Source organism: Rhodospirillum sp. A1_3_36 (assembly GCF_047263945.1).
In the GTDB taxonomy this organism is placed as follows: domain Bacteria; phylum Pseudomonadota; class Alphaproteobacteria; order Rhodospirillales; family Rhodospirillaceae; genus Rhodospirillum.
The window spans coordinates 33,038-51,753 of sequence record NZ_JBLAVB010000015.1; the positions used below are offsets into that span (position 1 = coordinate 33,038).

Consider the following 18,716-nt stretch of genomic DNA (forward strand, 5'->3'; position numbering starts at 1 on the left):
GAAGGAGAAAGCGGTCAAACGCCCATGAGCTCGCACAGGACGGTGGGGCGTATGAAAGTGGAGCAAGACAGTTCGGGTACATTTAACAGGTTGACGGCCAAGCAACGCCTGCTGCTCGAGACGGTCCTGAAGGATCGAACCCGAGCGGCTCAGGTGGCGCGCGATTATGGTCTGACACCCCCTTGGGAGCAAGGCGCACCGGGGGAGCAAGCTGCGCCGGTTAAACGTTCCGAAGCCCGTAAACCCGATATCGGCCAAGCTGATATGGGCGAGCCTAGTCGACGCTCCCCCGATGAGTCGCGCCAGAGAGAGGGAGGATCCTCCACGGCAGATGCCAAAGGGAACCTCTCTTCGGTTGGGTTGGGGGCAGGGCCGGGGAAACCGCTGTCTCGTTTGGCCGGGGCGCTGTCCAAGGCGTCCGGGTCGATGGCTGCGCTCGCCAGCGGCAACCCCATCACGGATATGGCGCGTCTGCTCGTGACCCTCCTCGGGGATGCACTGCGGGTCCAGGGCGAGGTGGAGGAGGGGCGCGAATCCCCGCTTGTCGGCATGCGCACGCAGGGAACGCGCTCTCCCTTCTTTTGCATTCACGCCCTGCTGGGCTCCACCTTTCACTATTTCGCTTTGGCGAATTTGTTGAGTGAAGACCAGCCGTTTTACGCCCTTCAGGCACCCGGCCTGGAAGGGGGGGCGGGCTTGAAGCGGATTGAGGATTTTGCGGCCTTCTACCTTCCCTTCATCCGCGAGGTGCAACCGAGGGGGCCCTATCGGATCGGAGGATATTCCTTCGGTGGTTTGGTGGCTTACGAGATCGCCCGCCAGCTTTCTGCGCAAGGGGAGGAGGTGAGTCATCTGGTCATTTTTGGCACCGATGTGCCCGTCTCCCAGTCCCTTCCGAAGCTCTTCACGGCTGTGGAGTTTGCCAGTCGGTTTGGCGAAGATGCCTTGAAGAATTTGGTGATGCCGTTCTTCTCCTATGACAAGCGCATTGAAGTAGAGCAGGGAGCGGGGGCCTCCACTTATTCGCCCGCATTGGTGCGCGTGGTGACGGCCCATTGCCTTGCTGCGGCGCGCTATTCTCCAAAGCCCTATCCCGGTTCCCTGACTCTTCTGGAAACCTTGGAACAGCAGATTTTGAATCCCCTTGATGCGGCACGGGGTTGGGACCGCCTGGCTGTTGGCGGTGTCGAGACCCTGACCGTTACCGGCAACCACTTGAGCATGCTCGACGAGCCCCACATCCAGGACTTGGCGCGCAAGCTCGACATGATTCTCGCGGGACCATGAACGCACCCCTTTCTTCTCCGAGCGGACGGGTTCCGCCGACACAGTGGCACCTTTTGCTCCTATCGGCAAAATCCGAACCGGCGCTCAGCGGGCTTCTTGAGGACGCAGCGCGTTATTGCGCTTCACCAGGGGCGGCAAAGCTGGCGGATGTCTCCTTCACGCTGTTGAGGGGGCGCGAGCGCTTTCCCTTGCGCCGGGCCCTGGTCTGTCGTGATGCCCAGGATGCTGCGGCGGTTTTGGCGGGGCAGTATCCGGAGCGCATGCTGGCCGCAAAGACTGCCGTGAAGGACCGGGGGGTCATCTTTTCGTTTGGTGGCGCGGGGCAGGGGGATGAGGCCTTAGGCGGTGCACGCGCGCTTTACCGGTCGGACCCCGACTTTCGCGAGGCGGTGGACCGTTGCATGGTCCTTATGGACGATCATACCTCGGGGGATTGGCCGGGCGTGTTTCTTTCGGACGACCCGGGGCGGGACCGGATGACCCTGGTCCTCGACAGACCGGACATCGGCGGATCGGTCCTGTTCATTTTCGAATACGCCTTGGCTTCGTCTTGGATCAAGCGCGGCTTGCGGCCTCAAGCTTTAACCGGCCGTGAGGGGGGGGAGGCGCTCGCCGCCCATCTCGCCGGGGGGTTGTCCCTGGGGGACGCCCTGGCCTGGGCAAAGGCGCCGGGCGCAGCGCCCCTGTCTCTGGGCTCGACCTCCATTCCGGTCCATGCGGCGGACTCCATTCCCGATGATGGCGCTCCCCTTATCCTGGAGGTGGGCAGTGGCCGGATCATTGAGGGAGGGGGCGACCGTGGGGGCCTCCCGCCAAAGGGGGGCGATGTCTGGTTGGGCGTTTTTGACGGCGTTCATTGGATGATGAATACCCTGGCTGAGCTCGCCATTCGCGGCGTCGCTGTGGATTGGTCTGCCTATTTTGCCCATCGGCCCGGGCGGCGCGTGTCCTTTCCTACCTATCGCTTTGACCGCCGGTCCCATTGGTTCCCCGTGGAGAGGGAGGCCGAGCCGCAGCCTTTGGGATCCCTGTCCGAACGGCGAGGCCTTGGGGAAGGGGAGGACATCAGGCAACCCTCCCCCCCGCCCGCCCGGTCAATGCAGCCTCCCCAGGTGGTCCTGCCCCAACCGGTGGAAGAGCCCAAGGTGTCCGCGTCGCGGCAAGGGGAGATCGCGGCCTTTTTGCGCGATACCTGCCAGACCATGCTGGGGATCGAACAGATCGAATTGGACGATAACGTCATTCAAATGGGCATGGATTCTCTGAACGTCATGCAATTGAGTAAGCTCGTAACCGAGACCTTCGGAGTTCGGATCGCCCCCCATCACCTGTTCTCCAGGCCCGATATCGGCAGTCTCGCGGAGAAGATCGCAGGCTTGTGCCCGGAGGCTTCCCCGCCGATGCGCCGACCGGCGGCTGAGGATGACCCGAGCCCACAGGAGGATCCACCCTTGGATAACGCGGCGACCTCTCGTTTGGTGGATTTCGTGTCGGGGCTCTCCGACGGACAGATCGATCTGATACTCAAGAAACTGGGCGGTCCGGAGGCCAATCGTAATGTCCGAGGGTAAGGGGGGCGAGGCCTTGTGGAGCCCGGTGTGTTTTCAGGCGGAGGATCTTCGGCGGTTCGCCAAGGAAAGTTATGACGTCAACCCGTTGCATATGGACGAGGCCTACGCCCGGAAAAGCGCCTTTGGGCGGCGGGTCGTGTTCGGGGCACTGGGGGCTTTGGCCTGTTTGGAGCGTCTGCCGATCTGTCCGGGCCAGTGGTTGACTCATGTTACGGTGGAATTCCGCCAACCCATTTTTCTGGACCTTGAGTATGCGGTGCATGTGGTGCGTCCGGCAGACGGTGCGCCAGGATCCGAGAGCGAAACCCGTGTCGAACTGCGTGACGGGGATCTTGTCCTGTTGCGGTTGATCGCCGGGTTTGGCGAGGGCGTCCCCCCGTCGCCGGGTCTTGAGGACCAACCAGGGGAGGCCTTTCCCCAAACGGCGGATCCGCGCCGGATCCCCCAGGTCCTGTCCGACGCGGAATTGCTGGCCGAACCCATGGTGGAGGGCACCCACCAAGCGCGGGCGGAAGCGGGGCGCTTCCCGGCTTGCGAATTGGCCCTGCGTCTGGCGAGCTACCTGATCGGCATGGAACTGCCCGGACGGCGGGCGCTGTTCTCCCGGGCGACCCTGCGGTTTCCCAAGGGGCGGCCGGTGGCGGTGGATGACATTGTCCGTTATCGCCTGACCACCCGCAGTTTCGAGGATACCTTTGGCGCCTTGTCCCTTGATCTGCGCGTCTGGTCGGCAAATGGTCTGGTGGCGGAAGGGGAACTGGCGGCCTTTGCCCGGAAGGACATCCCTGTCGCCGCGAAAGGGGGGCAAGGGGTCCGGGATTCCTTGGATCGTCGCTTGGCTGGCAAGGTGGCTCTGGTCACCGGGGGCTCCCGGGGGCTGGGGGCAGCCTTCGTCAAGGCTCTGGCTTGGCGGGGGTGCCATGTGGCGCTCAATTACCGGTCCAGTCAGGAGGAGGCGGAGGCTCTGGCCGATTCCCTTCAGGATGCGCCGGGGAACCTGCTCCTGCTGCGGGGGGACGCAGGGGATCGGGCCTGGTGCGAGGAGGCCCGCGCCCAGGTGCTTCGGCGGTTCGGCAAGCTCGACATTCTGCTGTCCAACGCCTGTGCACCGCCGGTCACTTTGGGCACCTCTGAGTCGTCCAAAGCGGCGGTCCGGCGCTATATCGACGAGAATTATGCGCTGGCGGTGACGCCCATGGAGGTTTTTCTGCCCGATGTGGCGGCCCAGGGCGGGGCGGTGGTGGCCCTGTCCTCGATCATTCTGGAGACGGAGGGGGCGGAATGGCCCCAGTACCGTCGCTTGAAAACGGCGGTCGAGGCCTTCGTCCAATCTGCGGCGGCCCGGGAAGACGGGGTGTCTTTCCTGCTGGTCCGCCCGCCCGCCCTTCTGACCGAGATGAGCAATACGCCAGCCCGGGCAGCTCAGGCGCTGGATCCGGCTTTGGTCGCTGGCCGGGTGGCGGATGCGCTCGCCCAACCGGAGACGGGTCCTGTCCGGATTCTCAACGACTTTACCCTGTCGCCTGCTGACACGATCCCAAACGACACGATCCCAAACGACACAGTCCCAGACGACACAGTCCCGGACGACACGATCATGGTGGCGGCCAGCTTCACCCATGATGGCCTGCGCCCCTCCGTGGAGCACTGGCTCCAGACCTTGGGGCGCCCCGCGGCCCTCCAGTTGACACCCTATGCCCAGATGTTCCGCGACATGCTGGACCCGGCGGGCCTTCTGGTGGCGAACCCCCAGGGGCTGAATGTCCTGTTGATTCGGGTTGAGGATTGGCTGCGCAACGCCACCGAGGACCCGGAGGAAGGGCTGGATCGAACGGTCCCCCCCTCGGCGCGCGAGCGGGCATTGTTGCGGGATAGTCTTGCCGCTTTTCTCGAAGCCCTGGGGGCTTACGGCAAACGGGGCCGGTGCGTTACGGCCCTGATCCTCTGCCCGGCGTCGCCCGCCAAGGGCCAGCATCCGGAATGGGGGACGCTGCTGTCCGAAGCGGAACAGGGCCTGCGCGAGGGCGCGCCCAAAGCGGTCGCCGACTTGATCTTCCTGGCCGCCGAGGATTACCACCGCGCCTATGGGGTGGTGGAAACAGGCGCCGGGGAGAGCGCGGAGGACATCCACGATCCGGTGCGCGATGCCCTGGGCCATATCCCCTATTCGGCGTCCTATTTTAATGTTCTGGGGACCCTGGTCACGCGCTGTTACGCCCATGCCCGGCGCATGCCCTATAAGGTCTTGGTCCTCGATTGCGATAATACCCTTTGGGGAGGGGTCTGTGGGGAGGCCGGGCCAAAGGGTGTTCAGGTGGACGGCCCCTATCGGGCGTTCCAGTCCCTTCTGGTGGAGCAGTCCAAGCGCGGCATGCTGCTTTGCCTGTGCAGCAAGAACCAGGAAGAGGATGTCTGGGCCGTCTTCGACGCCAATCCGGACATGCCCTTGCGGCGGGAGCATATCGTTGATGGCCGGATCAATTGGGAGCGGAAATCGGAAAACCTCCGTTCCCTGGCCGAAGCCCTGAACCTGGGGCTCGACAGTTTCGTTTTCCTCGATGATTCGCCGGTGGAATGTGCCGAGGTCCGCGCCGCCCGACCGGAGGTCACGACCATCCAATGGCCGACCGATGCGACGGCTATCGCGCGGTATCTAGAACACCTCTGGGTCTTCGACCGCTTCCTTGCCACCGACGAGGACGCCAAGCGCAGCTCCCGCTATCGCTCCCAGGTGGAGCGGGGGCGTTTGCTGGACCAGTCTTCGGATTTCGCCACCTTCCTGCGCGACCTCAACCTGACCATTGACGTTGCCCCCCTGGCAGAGGCGGACCTGCCCCGGGCCGCGCAGCTCACCCAACGGACCAATCAGTTCAACTTCTCCACCCGGCGCAAGACCCTGGGAGAGGTGCGCCAATGGCTTGGCGAGCCAGGGCACGAAGGCTGGTCCGTGCGCGTCAGCGACCGGTTTGGCGACTATGGCTTGGTGGGTCTCCTGCTGCTGTGCGAGACAGGCGACAGCGCCCTGGAGGTGGACACCTTCCTGCTGAGTTGCCGTGTTTTGGGGCGCGGCGTCGAACATCGAATGTTGGCCCATGTGGGGGAGATGGCCCGGGATCGGGGGCTTGCCTCGGTGTGCATCGGCTTTGCGGTGACGGCCAAGAACAAACCGGCCCGCATGTTTCTGGACTCGGTCCTGCCCGCCGCCGCAGAGCAATCGGAGGACCGGTTTGACCTGGAGCTGCCGACGGAAACGGTGGCGGCGATCACCTTTTCCGTCGCCGAGGACAAGGGGACTGTGGAGGACGAAGCGACAGAAGGGGCTACCTCTCCGGCTCCGGTTGATCCCTCCTCCACCCGGGCGCGGGAGACCCAACTCACCACCATCGCCGACGTCTCCGACCTGGCCGAGCTGGCCCGGGTTATCGGCATAGGGGCGACGGCGACGGCCTCTCCGGCTCCGCTGGGTGTGACGGCTGCGGCGACCTCTTCCCCCGAGGGAAGCGGGGAGACGGTCTCCACGGATCTGAAAGCCCTGTTTGCTTCGGCCCTGGGCATGGCGCCCGAAGCCCTGGACCCCGACCGACCGCTTGAGGGCTATGGGGTCGACTCCATGAAGATCGTGGAGATCACGGTGGCCTTGAAGCGCCTTCATCCCGACCTGCCGGTGACCTTCCTGTTTGAACACAAGACCCTGTCCGGTGTCGCAGAGTCCCTGAGCCGGATGTATCCTGACAGCGCACCGCCCCCGGTTCCACTTCCGTCCCCACTTTCGCCCAAGGGGGAGGTCCGGTCCGCTCCGGCCCTGCCCAAGGGGGAGCCGGAAGAGGGGCCAGAGGATGGGGATCGGATCGCGATTATCGGCATGAACGGACGCTTCCCCGGCGCCCCCGACCTGCCCACCTTCTGGCAAAACCTGAAGGCTGGCCATTGCGCCATCGACGAGATTCCGGCGAACCGGTGGGAAGTGGATGTGTTCCACGATCCCAAGGGCGGAGAAGGCAAAAGCTATACCCGGGTTGGCGGTTTCCTCAGGGATGTGGACCGCTTCGACGCCGGCTTCTTCCGGGTCTCGCCGCGGGAAGCGGAATTGATGGATCCCCAACAACGGCTCATGCTGGAAAGCGTCTGGGGTCTGCTGGAGGACGCCGGGTACACGCGGGAGACCATCGATCGGGACACGGGCGTGTTCATTGGCGCCCTGTCCAATGATTACGCGGCCTATGCCAATACGGCGGCCCTGGTCTCCGGCGGGGCTTACCGGAACGCGGATTTCTATCAGATCCCCAACCGGGTGTCCTATTTCTACGATCTGCACGGCCCCAGCCTGATGATCGATTCCGCCTGTTCCGCATCGGGGACGGCCCTTCATTTCGCCTGTCAGAGCCTGCGGGATGGGGGCTGCGGCATGGCTGTGGTGGGCGGGATCAACCTGTTCCTGCACCCCAGCCGGTTTGTCCAGTACAGCCAGATGCGGATGATCTCGCCAAGCGGCAAATGCAGCCCCTTCGGCGCCGAGGCCGATGGCACCCTGTTCGGCGAAGGTTTGGGCACGGTTCTGCTCAAACCCCTGGCCCGGGCGCGGGCCGATGGCGACAATATTCATGGGGTGATCCTCTCCACCGCCGTCAATTCCGGGGGGCGGTCCAATGGCTTCACCGTGCCCGATCCCCGGGCCCAGGCCGATTTGATCGCCCGGGCGATCCGCGATGCGGGGATTGGCTCGGAAACCATTGGATATGTGGAAGCCCATGGCACGGGCACGCCCTTGGGCGACCCCATCGAGGCCCGGGGACTGACCATGGCCTTCTCGGAGACGTCCTCGGAACCGACGGCAGGGGGCGCGCCGTCGGTCTGTGCCCTGGGGACGGTCAAGGCGAACATCGGCCATCTGGAAAGCGCCGCGGCCATGTCCGGGTTGATCAAGACCCTGTTGCAGATGAAGCATCGGACCCTGGCGCCGACCCTGCATGCGGAAACGCTCAACCCGAATATTCCCTTCGCCTCCACCCCCTTTCGCCCGCAACAGGGGGCGGCCCCCTGGGAGCCCGCCGTTCCGCAGGGGGCGACCACAGCGCCTCCGCGCCGGGCAGGCATCAGCAGTTTTGGGGCTGGGGGCTCCAACGCCCATATCATCGTCGAGGAATTTTCCCCCAACCGCAGCCCCGTGGCATCCGCCGTTCGTCTGTTTCCCTTTTCGGCTCACCGGGAGGGGGCGCTGGTCAAGCTCGTGCGCCGCTTCGTGACCCTCCTGCGGTCCGAGGCGGGCGCCGAACTGGATCTGGCCGATATCGCCTTTACCCTGGGTGCGGGGCGGGAGGCCCTGCGCGAGCGCTTGGCCGTCGTGACCGAGGGCCGGGAGGCGCTGACCGAAGCCCTGGAAGACTGGCTGTCTGATCCGGAGCGGACCGGTGGCCGGGAGTGGGTGCGGGGAAGCCTGCCCCAGGACAGGGACGCAGCACCCGAACGCCGTGCCCTGAAAGCGGCGTCCTCCGACCGGGGAGCCTTGATGGACTTGGCCCGCTTCTGGGTCGTGGGGGGCGAGGTCGATTGGTCTGTGTCCCATGGGGGCGAGGCTGGAGAAGGACGGGCGCCCCGCCGTGTGTCGTTGCCCCTCTATCCCTTCGGGGGGGCCAGCCATTGGCTGGCGGGGGCGCCGAACCTGTCTTTGTCACGCCTGCTGTCCCTTTCTTCGCCGTCACCAACGGGTGCATCCCCATCCCCATCCCCATCCCCGTCTCCATCCCCGTCCGTGGTAGAGTCAGACTCCTCCGTGACGCGGCGGTTGTTTGGCCCGGATGACCCGGTGATCCGGGATCATCGGGTCCGTGGTCAGGCCATCCTGCCGGGTGTCGCCTATCTGCAGGAGGCCCTGGTTGCTGCGGGGCTCGCCGATGGCCGTCCCTGCCGTCTGGAGCATGTGGTCTGGTCCCACCCCTTCGCCCTGGAGGCCGGGGCGAAGACGCTGGAAATCCGTCTCGAGGCTCGGGAGGGGGCCACCGCTTTCACCATGCGCACCGGGGGCGTTTCCGAGGGGCGTGCCCATGCCCAGGGGACCCTGCGACCGGTGGCGGTCGAAACCACGCAGGCACCGGAGCGGATCGACCCCGAACGGATCCGCGCCCGCTGTCCGACGGTTTTTGATAAGCCAACGGTCTATCGCCGCTTCTCTGAGATGGAGATTGACTATGGCCCCCGCTTCCAGGGGGTCGAGCGGATGCTGTTCAACAGCCAGGAAGCTCTCGGTTTTCTCTCCCTTCCCTCCGGTTGCGAAGGGGAGACGGCGGACATCCTGCTGCACCCGACCCTGTTGGATGGCGCCTTGCAAACGGCCCTGCTGTTCGCGGCCGAACCGGGGACGCCCTTCCTGCCTTTCTCCCTGGACAGCCTGGAGGTCTTCGGTCGCATGGAGGGCCGGTGCCTCGCCCATGTGACGCGCAACGGGGGCGGAGGCCTGGATATCGCCGTGGCCGGTGCGGATGGGGCGGTGTGCATGGCCCTGACCAATCTGGTCCTGCGGGAGAAGATCGGTCCCCTTGACGGTCTGCTCCACCTGCCCCAGTGGGAGGTCCTGGGCCCTGTCCGGGAGAGGCCGGAACCGGCGCCTGCGGATCTTGGCGTTCTGGTGATCGGTGGCGCCGCTTTCCCCGACCTTCGCGACGCCATCACCGCGAGCCATGCCGGGGGGCGTGTGCTGGAGCGGCCCAACGGCCTGGAGCCGGACAAGGCGGACCTGGAGGAGGCTCTGGCCCACTTCGGCTCCGTCGACCGGGTCTATGTCCTGGGCGGACTGGTCCGGGATCCCCTGGCCCTCGATGACCTCGACGCATTGTCCCGGGTCGAAGAACAGGGGGTGCTCTCCTTCTTCCGTCTGCTCAAAGCCTTGCATGCGCGGGGTCTCTCCCGGACCCCCATGCAGGTCCGGATCCTCACCAATGGCGCCCATGCTTTGACGGCGGAAGAGCCGGTCACGCCCCAGGCGGCGGCGCTCATCGGTCTGGCCAAGGTGGCGGCCAAGGAATTCCCCCGGCTGGACATCGCCTCTGTCGATCTGGGTCGCGAGGATCTGGAGCGCTGCCAAAGCGCCGAGGATTGGGCGCGTCTGCTCCGCCTCGTCCAGGCCGAACCGGGCAACCGGGGAGAAGAGGTTCTGATCCGGGGGGGGCTGCGCTACGGTCGAACTCTGCGGCCGCTGCGCTTGCCCGCGTCCGGCCCGGAGCCTTTCCGCGAGGGCGTGACCTGCCTCGTTCTCGGGGGGACGGGCGGTCTCGGCTTTGCCTTCAGCGAACATTTGGCACGGTCACGCAAGGCCAGGCTGGTCTGGCTGGGACGGCGTGCCGAGGATGACACGATTCGCGCTCAGATCGCCCATATCCGCGAGCTGGGGGGCGATGCGCTCTACCTGCAAGCGGAGGTGACAGATCCCGAGGCGGTGGCGACTGCGGTCGCCTCTGCCAAGGCCCGCTTCGGTCCGATCCAGGGGGCTGTCCATTCGGCCATCGTGCTGGAGGACAGGACACTGGCCAATATGGAGGAGGCCGCCTTCCGCCGAGCCCTCGACCCCAAAAGCCGGGGAACCGTCTCCCTGTACCGGGCGCTGCGGGATGAGCCGCTCGATTTCTTCCTGTTCTTCTCCTCCATCAACTCCTTCCAAGCCTCCATGGGGCAGGCCAATTATGTGGCGGGCTGCCATTTCAAGGATGCCTTCGCCCGCGCCCTTCAAGCCCAGCTCGGAGCCCATCGGGGCGGTTTGGCCTCTGGGCCGAAGGTGCGTGTTATCAATTGGGGCTTTTGGGGAAGCGTCGGTGTCGTCGCATCCGAGGACTACCGCGCCCGACTGAGCGCCGAGGGCCATGGCTCCATCGAACCCGCAGAGGGTATGGCGGTGATCGAACGGGCTCTCCGTCAGACCCTGCCCCAGGTGGTCGCCCTGAAGGCCGATGCGGCGCGGCTTCGGGAGATCGGTGTCGATACCGGCTCCCGTGCCGTTCTACTGGGCGGTGACGGCTGCGCCATCCCGGGCGGGCTCCCCCGGACCTTGCCCGCGCCCCGGGTTGCCGCCGACCGGATGGGCCGGTTCCAGGAGGCGTTTGAGGAGTTGGAGGTTCTGGGCTGCCGCATGTTGTTGCGCAGCTTCCAGGATATGGGCGTCCTGACAGGGGGTGGGGAGCGTTGGACCAAGGAGAGTTTGCGCGACCATCTGGCCATCGTTCCGGCCTATTTCGACCTGTTCGAGGCCTTCCTCGACCTGCTGGCCGGGCGGGGTGCCATCGCCATCGCGGGCGAGGCGGTGGAAGCTTTGGCTCTGGTCGCCGATCCCGCTTTCCAGGCCGCCGACGGCGCGGCGCTGGAGAGCGAATGCGAGCGCCTGGGCGAGACTTGGCCCGAGTTGCGCGAACGCCTGCCCCTGCTGTTGGCCTGTTTCCGCGCCTGGCCTGAGGTGTTGACGGGGCGCCGGGCCCATATGGATGTCCTCTTCCCCAAGGGCGAACTGACCCTGGTGGAGGGGATCTACAAAGGTAACGAGATCACGGCGGCCTATAACGACGCCCTGGCCGAATTGGTCCGTGACACGGTGGAGGCCCGCCTTGCGCGCGATCCCGCCGCGACCGTTTCGATCCTGGAAGTGGGCGCGGGGACCGGTGGCACCAGTGGACCGGTTCTGGCTGCCTTGGATGCCTTCGGCGACCGGGTCCGCTATGTCTATTCCGATGTCTCCCGAAAATTCCTGCGGGAGGGCGAGGCCAAGTTCGGCCAGGGGCGGCCCCACCTGTCCTTCCACCCCTTCGACCTGGACAAACCCCCGGCGGACCAGGGCTTTGAGGCGGGGGCCTTCGATCTGGTGATTGGAACCAATTGCGTCCATGCCACCCGGTCGATCCTGGAGACGCTCGGGTTCCTCAAGGTGGTGTTGAAGCGCAATGGCCTGTTGTTGCTCAATGAGTTCACCGAGCGGCTCGACTACAACACCCTGACGTTTGGTCTCACTACGGGCTGGTGGCTGTTCCAGGATCCCGAGTTCCGCATCAAGGGCTCGCCCCTGCTGGATCGGGAGGGCTGGCGTCTGGCGCTGGAAAGCCTGGGCTTTGGCGCGCCGCGTTTTGCCGCGCCGATCCTGCCCAACCGCAGGGAGCCCGGTCAACATTTGATCGTCTGCGAAAGCGATGGGCTCTGCGTGACCCGGTCTGCGGTTCACCCTGATCCCGCCTCGGCTGCCTCCCCTGAGGCTGTTCCGTCGGTTGCTCTGCCAAACGCCGCGTCGGCGGCAGCGGTGGAGACCACGGCCGCCTCTGACGGTGGGATGGAGAAGGGCACGCGTCTCTATGTGAAGGGTGTGTTTTCCGACGTGCTGAAAATGCCGCTGGCCGAGGTGGAGGATCACCTTACCTTCGATCACTTCGGCGTTGATTCGTTGCTGGCCATGTCGATTTTGGATCGGTTTGAGCGGGATTTCGGCACACTCTCGCCGACTCTGCTGTTTGAACAGATCACCGTCACCGACCTCGCGGCCTATTTCATCGAAACCCAGGGCGCCCGATTGGCGGACCTCGTCCAACCGGAACCGGCATCCGACGTTGCTCCGCCTGCTCCTCCGCTCGCCCCTCTACCTGCCCGCCCGCTGGAGGGAGGAGTTCCCCCGGCAACCGTTTCTGTTTCCGTGCCCCCCCAAAAGTTGGCTCCGGTGCCCCTGGCCCGAAGTGGCTCCGCTGATGTGGCGATCATTGGGCTGTCCGGACGCTATCCGAAGGCCGAAACTCTAGAGCGGTTCTGGGACAACCTCGCCCGGGGACGCAATTGCCTGACGGAAGTTCCCGCCGACCGCTGGGATTGGCGGTCCGAGGGTGGCGGTCCGGACGCCAAAGGCGGCCGCTGGGGTGGTTTCCTGACCGATGTCGACAAGTTCGACTCCCTGTTCTTCAACATCTCGCCCCGCGAGGCTGAGCGCATGGCGCCGGAGGCCCGGCTGTTCCTGGAAACGGTCTGGCAGGCCCTGGAACAGGCGGGCTATACGCCCAAGCGGTTCCGGGCGTTGAGCCAGGGACCGGGCCGGGATATCGGCGTCTTCGTCGGCTGCATGTACCAGCAATACCCCCAGCGCACCCGGAACAAGGAGGTCGGGGGCGTGCTTTCGGCGGCGTCCTATTGGTCGATCGCCAATCGGGTGTCCCATTTCCTGGACCTGCACGGTCCCAGTATGGCGATCGATACGGCCTGCTCTTCCGCGCTGTCGGCCATTCACATGGCCTGTGAAAGCATCCGGCACGGTGACTGTGCCGCCGCCATCGCCGGAGGGGTGAATCTGACCCTGGATCCGGGCAAATTCATAACCTTGCGTGACGCCGGCATGTTGGGCTCCACGGCGGAGAGCCGCAGCCTGGGCGACGGGGACGGTCTGATTCCCTCCGAGGGGGTCGGGGCGGTTCTTCTCAAGCCCTTGGACCGGGCCGTGGCCGATGGGGATCGGATCCAGGGGGTCATCAAGGCCAGTCTGGTTAACAACGATGGCCGGACGGGCGGGTTCACCGTGCCCAACCCCAATGCCCAGGCCGATCTGGTGACCGCAGCCCTGGACCGGGCCGGGATCCATCCGGAGACCATCGGCTATGTGGACATGGCGGCCAATGGCTCGGCCCTGGGGGATCCGGTGGAGGTCACCGGGCTGACCAAGGCTTTTCGGCGGCGGACCGAGCGTGTTGGTTTCTGTGCGGTCGGATCGGTCAAGTCGAACCTGGGCCATCCGGAGGCGGTCTCCGGCATGGCGCAGTTGACCAAGGTCCTGCTGCAATTCCGTCATCGGACCCTGGCGCCGACCCTGAACGCAGACCCCTTGAATCCCAAACTGCGCCTGGAGGACACCCCCTTCCGTCCGCAACGGACCCTCGCGCCCTGGGAACCACCCACTGCAGAGATGTGGCCGGAGGCCGGGCCGCCCCGCAGGCGTGCCGCGATCAATTCCTTCGGTGCGGGCGGAACCAACGCCCATTTGATCGTCGAGGAATACCTTGCGCCCCCTTCGACAGCCGGGATGCCGGGTGCTTCATCCACCGGAGAGCAGATCATCGTCCTGTCCGCGCGCACGGAAGAGCAGCTTCTGGAGCGGGCGCGATACCTGCTCGCCTTCCTGAGAGAGGCGGACGGAGACCGGCCCAGTTTGGCAGATCTGGCCCATACCCTCCAGGTGGGACGGGAGCCCATGCGCGCCCGCCTCGCTTTCGTCGCCAGGGACCTGGAGGACCTGGAAAACAGGCTCGCCGCCACCTGCGCCACTTGGGGGGAGGCTGCGGGAGCGGAGGCCGGAGGCGGCGACGGGACGGTCTTCCGCAATGACCCCGCCGCAGGGCGCTCACCCATGCCTTTGTTGCTCGATGGGGAAGAGGGCCGCGCCTATCTGGCCAGCGTCATCGCCGGGCGGAAATTCGCAAAGATCGCCCAGCTTTGGGCCTTGGGGCTTGATATCGATTGGGCGCTGCTCACTCCGGCGCGGGACGCAACCGGCAGCCCCCGGCTCTGTGCCTTGCCCGGCTACCCCTTTGCCCGGATCCGGCATTGGGTTCCCGATGGGGGACGTCCAGATGGAGCGGGGGCCGAAGGAGGGGACACTTCGGAAGCATCCGCATCGAAACCACGGCCCCAGCCCGTTCGGGCTGCGGCTCCGGTGGTCCAGCCCAGGCCCGCACCGGTGCCCGCACCTGCTCCGGTGGGACGCAGCGCGCAAGCGGTGCTGCGGGAGCGGTTGAAGACCTTCATCGCCGATATTCTCAAGCTGTCCGAGGCCGAAATCGACTTCGATATCGAGCTGAGGGAATACGGGTTTGATTCGATCAATCTGACCGAATTGACCAAGCGGGTGAACGACAGCTTCGGTCTCGACTTGACCGTGGATCTGTTCTTCGGGCATCCCACGATTGAGCGCTGTGCCCGCTTCCTTTGGGAGGAATATGGCGGCCGTATCACCGGGGTGGAGTCCGTGTCCACTCCGATACCAGAGCCTCTCCCTCCGGTGGTCGAGGTTGAGGCGCCTGTCTCCGAGCCCGTCGAAGAGTCCGTCGAAACCGGGGAACCGGTGGCGGCCCGGGTCCGGGAGATCCGCCAGATTGCAGATCGTGCCGTCGAGACCGGGGGAGGGCCGATCGCCATCATTGGCATGGGGGCGACCATGCCCGGGTCGGAGGACCTGTCGTCCTTTTGGGAGAACCTCGTCGCCGGGCGGGACCTGATCGCGGATATGTCCGAGGATCGCTTGCTTCGGATGGGGGTGAGCCGAGAGGAGCTGATGGACCGCTTGGACATCCCCGTCCTCCGGGGGGGCTTTCTCAATCGGATCGATGCCTTCGATTCCCTGTTCTTCGGGATTTCACCGCGCGAGGCCCAGTTGATGGATCCCCAGCAACGTCTGCTGCTGGAAGTCGTCTGGCAGACTATTGAGGATGCGGGCTATCCGCCTTCCGAACTGGCCGGGGGTCGGATCGGGGTTTTCGTTGGCGTGGGGAATCACGACTACGCCAAGCTCTATCAACGGGTCCATGGCCAGCCCTTGGCCCATGCCTCGACGGGTATGATGGTCCAGTCGATTCTTGCCAATCGGGTGTCCTATCTGTTTGATTTCCATGGTCCCAGTGAAATTGTCGATACCGCCTGCTCCAGCTCGACCGTGGCGCTCCACCGGGGGGCCCAGGCGATCCGCGCCGGGGAATGTGAGTCGGCCCTGGTGGCGGGGGTGAATGTCGTCCTCGATTGGCATGGCTATGCCGTGCTGCAAAGCGCGGGGATCCTCAGCCGGGATGGGCGGGTGCGGTTGTTCGATCCCGATGGCACCGGTTATGTGCGGGGCGAAGGGGTGGGCGCGGTTCTGTTGAAACCGCTCGCCCGTGCCATCGCTGACCGGGATCATATCCACGGGATCATTCGGGGAAGTGCGACGAACTTCGACGGCAAGACCTATTCCATGACGGCTCCCAACCCCCTGGCCCAAACGGCAGTGGTGCGCGACGCCTTCCGGGCTGCGGGCCTTTCGCCGACCGAGATCGACCATATCGAGGCCCAGGGCACGGGGTCGCCCCTGGGGGATCCGGTGGAGATCACCGCGTTCAAGGGCGCCTTCCGGGACCTTCTGGCAGACGGGGGACAGCCCCTGGGTGAGGAGTCCCGATGGGGAATCGGCTATCTGAAACCGCGCATTGGCCATCTGGAGTCCGCCTCTGGCATGGCGGGTCTGATCAAGGTCCTGTTGGCCATGAAACATGGGGTCATGCCGGGGAGTTTCAGCACGCAGGAGAACGCCCTGGCTGCCGCTTCCCCAGCCAATGTCCCGGTTGGGCCTTTCCAGGTGACCCGACAGAGTCAGCCCTGGACTGCGACGGATGGGAGGCCGCGTCGTGCCGGTCTCCACTCCTTCGGTTTCGGTGGGGTCAATGCCCATGTGGTGCTTGAAGAGTATGGGCAAAATCATGGGGCGTGAGGGGGGGCGTGAGGGAACGCGCCAGGGGGAGCGCCAGGGGGAGCGTGAGTCCGGTATGATCGGACAGGGGAACGGAACGACCGTCGTCTTTCCGGGACAGGGCGCCCAGCGCAAGGGGATGCTCGGTCCCGATCTGGTCGAGGCGTTTCCCGAGCTTCTACGGGAGGCCGACGCCATTCTCGGGTATTCCCTGGTGGAGCTGTGTCAGCAGGACCCGCGACGGGAACTGGACCGCACCTGCTTCACCCAGCCCGCGCTCTATGTGGTGAACGCCCTGAGCTACCTGTTGCAGATGAAAGGGGGGGCTCCGGAACCTGCCTGGGCCGCAGGGCATAGTCTGGGGGAATACAACGCCCTGTTGGCTGCGGGCGTCTTCGATTTCTCCACCGGCCTCCGTCTGGTGCGCAAGCGGGGTGAGCTGATGGATCGGGCCACGGGTGGGGGGATGGCCGTTGTCCTGGGGATGGCCCCGGACCGCATTCAAGCGCTTCTGGCCGAGAACGATCTGTCCATTGATTTGGCAAACCTGAATGCTCCGGAGCAGACGGCCATTTCCGGCCTTAAGGCCGAAATTGAGCGGTCCCGCGCCCTTTTCGAAGGCGCGGGTGCACGGTGGGTGCCCTTGAGGGTCAGCGCCGCCTTCCATTCCCGGCACATGGCGGAGGCTTCCCGGGAGTTTGGTGCTTTCCTCCAGGGGTTTGCTTTCTCCCCACCCCGGTTTCCTGTCCTCTCGAATGTGTCCGCCCGGCCCCATGATCCCCGGCGTTTCGCCGACACCCTGGCGCGCCATTTGGTGGCACCCGTGCGGTGGACCGAAACGGTGCGCTATGTGATCGCTGCCGGTGCCGATCGGTTCGAGGAAGTCGGGCCGGGAAAAACCCTCACCGGATTGATTGGACAGATCCGTCAGGCGTCCCCTCCTCCTCCTCCTCCTCCTCCGCCGCCGCCCCCTCCGCCCCCCGCCTCTTCATCCACTCGGGCGGCAGCTGGGGTGTCAATGCTGGAGTCCGGACGGTCGACGCTGCGTGATATCCGTGCAGAGTCCTTGGGAAGTCAGGCTTTTCGCGAGGCCTATGGCTTGAAATACGCCTATCTCGCCGGGTCAATGTACAAGGGCATCGCGTCCGAGGACCTGGTGGTCCGTCTGGGGCGGGCCGGTCTCATGGGCTTTTTCGGAACCGGTGGGCTGAAGCTGGAGCGGATTGAGGCCGCTATCCTGTCCATCCGCAGCCGCTTGGATAAGGGGCAAGCCTTTGGCATGAATTTGCTGTCCGATCATGCCCGTCCGGACCGGGAAATGGTCGTTGTCGACCTGTTCCTCCGCCATGGCATCGATGTGATCGAGGCCTCGGGCTACATGCAGTTGACGCCGGCCGTGGTGAAATATCGCTTGGCCGGACTGGTGTCCGATGACCGGGGAGCCCCGCTGGCACGGAACCGGGTCATCGCCAAGCTCTCCAGGCCCGAGGTCGCCCGCCTGTTCCTCGCTCCGGCCCCTGAGGCCATGGTCGATTCCTTGGTGAAGGACGGGGCGATTACTCGGGAACAGGCAAGGCTGTCTCGCCTTGTTCCCATGGCGGATGACATTTGTGTGGAAGCGGATTCGGCGGGGCATACCGACCGTCGGCCCGTATCAGCCCTTTTTCCCGCTGTGCGCCGCCTGCGGGACGAGATGGCGCGCGCCGGTTCCTTCGCCCAATCGGCATCGGTTCGTGTGGGACTGGCCGGGGGAATCGGAACCCCCGATGCTGCGGCTGCTGCCTTCGTTATGGGGGCAGACTTCATCATGACCGGGTCAATCAACCAAGCTACGGTCGAGGCGGGGATCAGCGATGCCGTCAAGGATATGTTGGTCCAGGCCGATGTCCAGGACACGGATTATGCCCCTGCGGGCGACCTGTTCGAGATTGGATCCCAAATCCAGGTCCTAAAACGGGGGCTGCTCTTTCCATCCCGGGCGAATAGGCTCTATGAACTCTATCGTATGTATGACTCTCTGGCCAGTATTGATGCCAGAACACGGGAAAATATAGAGAAAAACTATTTTCGGAGATCCTTTGAGGATGTGTACGAAGAGACACGACAATATTGGTTGGCTACGAATCCAAAAGAGATACTGAGAGCTGAGAAAGAGGAGAAGGTCCGAATGGCTCTCGTGTTTAAATGGTACTTTGTTCACACGATGCGCCTTGCTTTGATGGGGAGTGAAGAACAACGAGCAGATTACCAAGTACATTGCGGGTCGTCTCTTGGGTCCTTCAATAGATGGGTGCAAGGTACACCCTTGGAACAGTGGGTGAATCGCCATGTTGACGGTATCGGCGAGCGATTGATGGTGGGCACGGAAGAGGTGCTCCGGGATTCATTTTGGCAATGGTGTGGCGTTTAACGCGGGTTTTATG

At 64.8% G+C, this 18,716-nt stretch carries 4 protein-coding genes; all 4 read left to right on the forward strand.

Annotation, left to right across the window (positions count from 1 at the left end; genetic code table 11):
* The first annotated feature begins 51 nt into the window (after positions 1-51).
* The 4 genes from ACLIRY_RS21380 to fabD are packed head-to-tail and all read left to right on the forward strand — an operon-like array spanning position 52 to position 18,703.
* Positions 52-1,287: an alpha/beta fold hydrolase gene (locus ACLIRY_RS21380; RefSeq protein WP_413207458.1), complete on the forward strand. Its 1,236-nt coding sequence runs from the start codon at positions 52-54 to the stop codon at positions 1,285-1,287.
* Positions 1,284-2,858 carry a phosphopantetheine-binding protein gene (locus ACLIRY_RS21385; RefSeq protein WP_413207459.1) on the forward strand — a complete coding sequence of 525 codons (1,575 nt, stop codon included), beginning with the start codon at positions 1,284-1,286 and terminating at the stop codon, positions 2,856-2,858. The genes ACLIRY_RS21380 and ACLIRY_RS21385 overlap by 4 nt, the downstream gene beginning before the upstream one ends.
* Entirely contained in the window at positions 2,845-16,314 is a 13,470-nt protein-coding gene (locus ACLIRY_RS21390; protein WP_413207460.1) for an SDR family NAD(P)-dependent oxidoreductase, read from the forward strand. Before ACLIRY_RS21385 ends, ACLIRY_RS21390 begins: the two co-directional genes overlap by 14 nt.
* Entirely contained in the window at positions 16,292-18,703 is a 2,412-nt protein-coding gene (fabD, locus tag ACLIRY_RS21395) for an ACP S-malonyltransferase (protein ID WP_413207461.1), read from the forward strand. The genes ACLIRY_RS21390 and fabD overlap by 23 nt, the downstream gene beginning before the upstream one ends.
* Positions 18,704-18,716 lie beyond the last annotated feature (13 nt).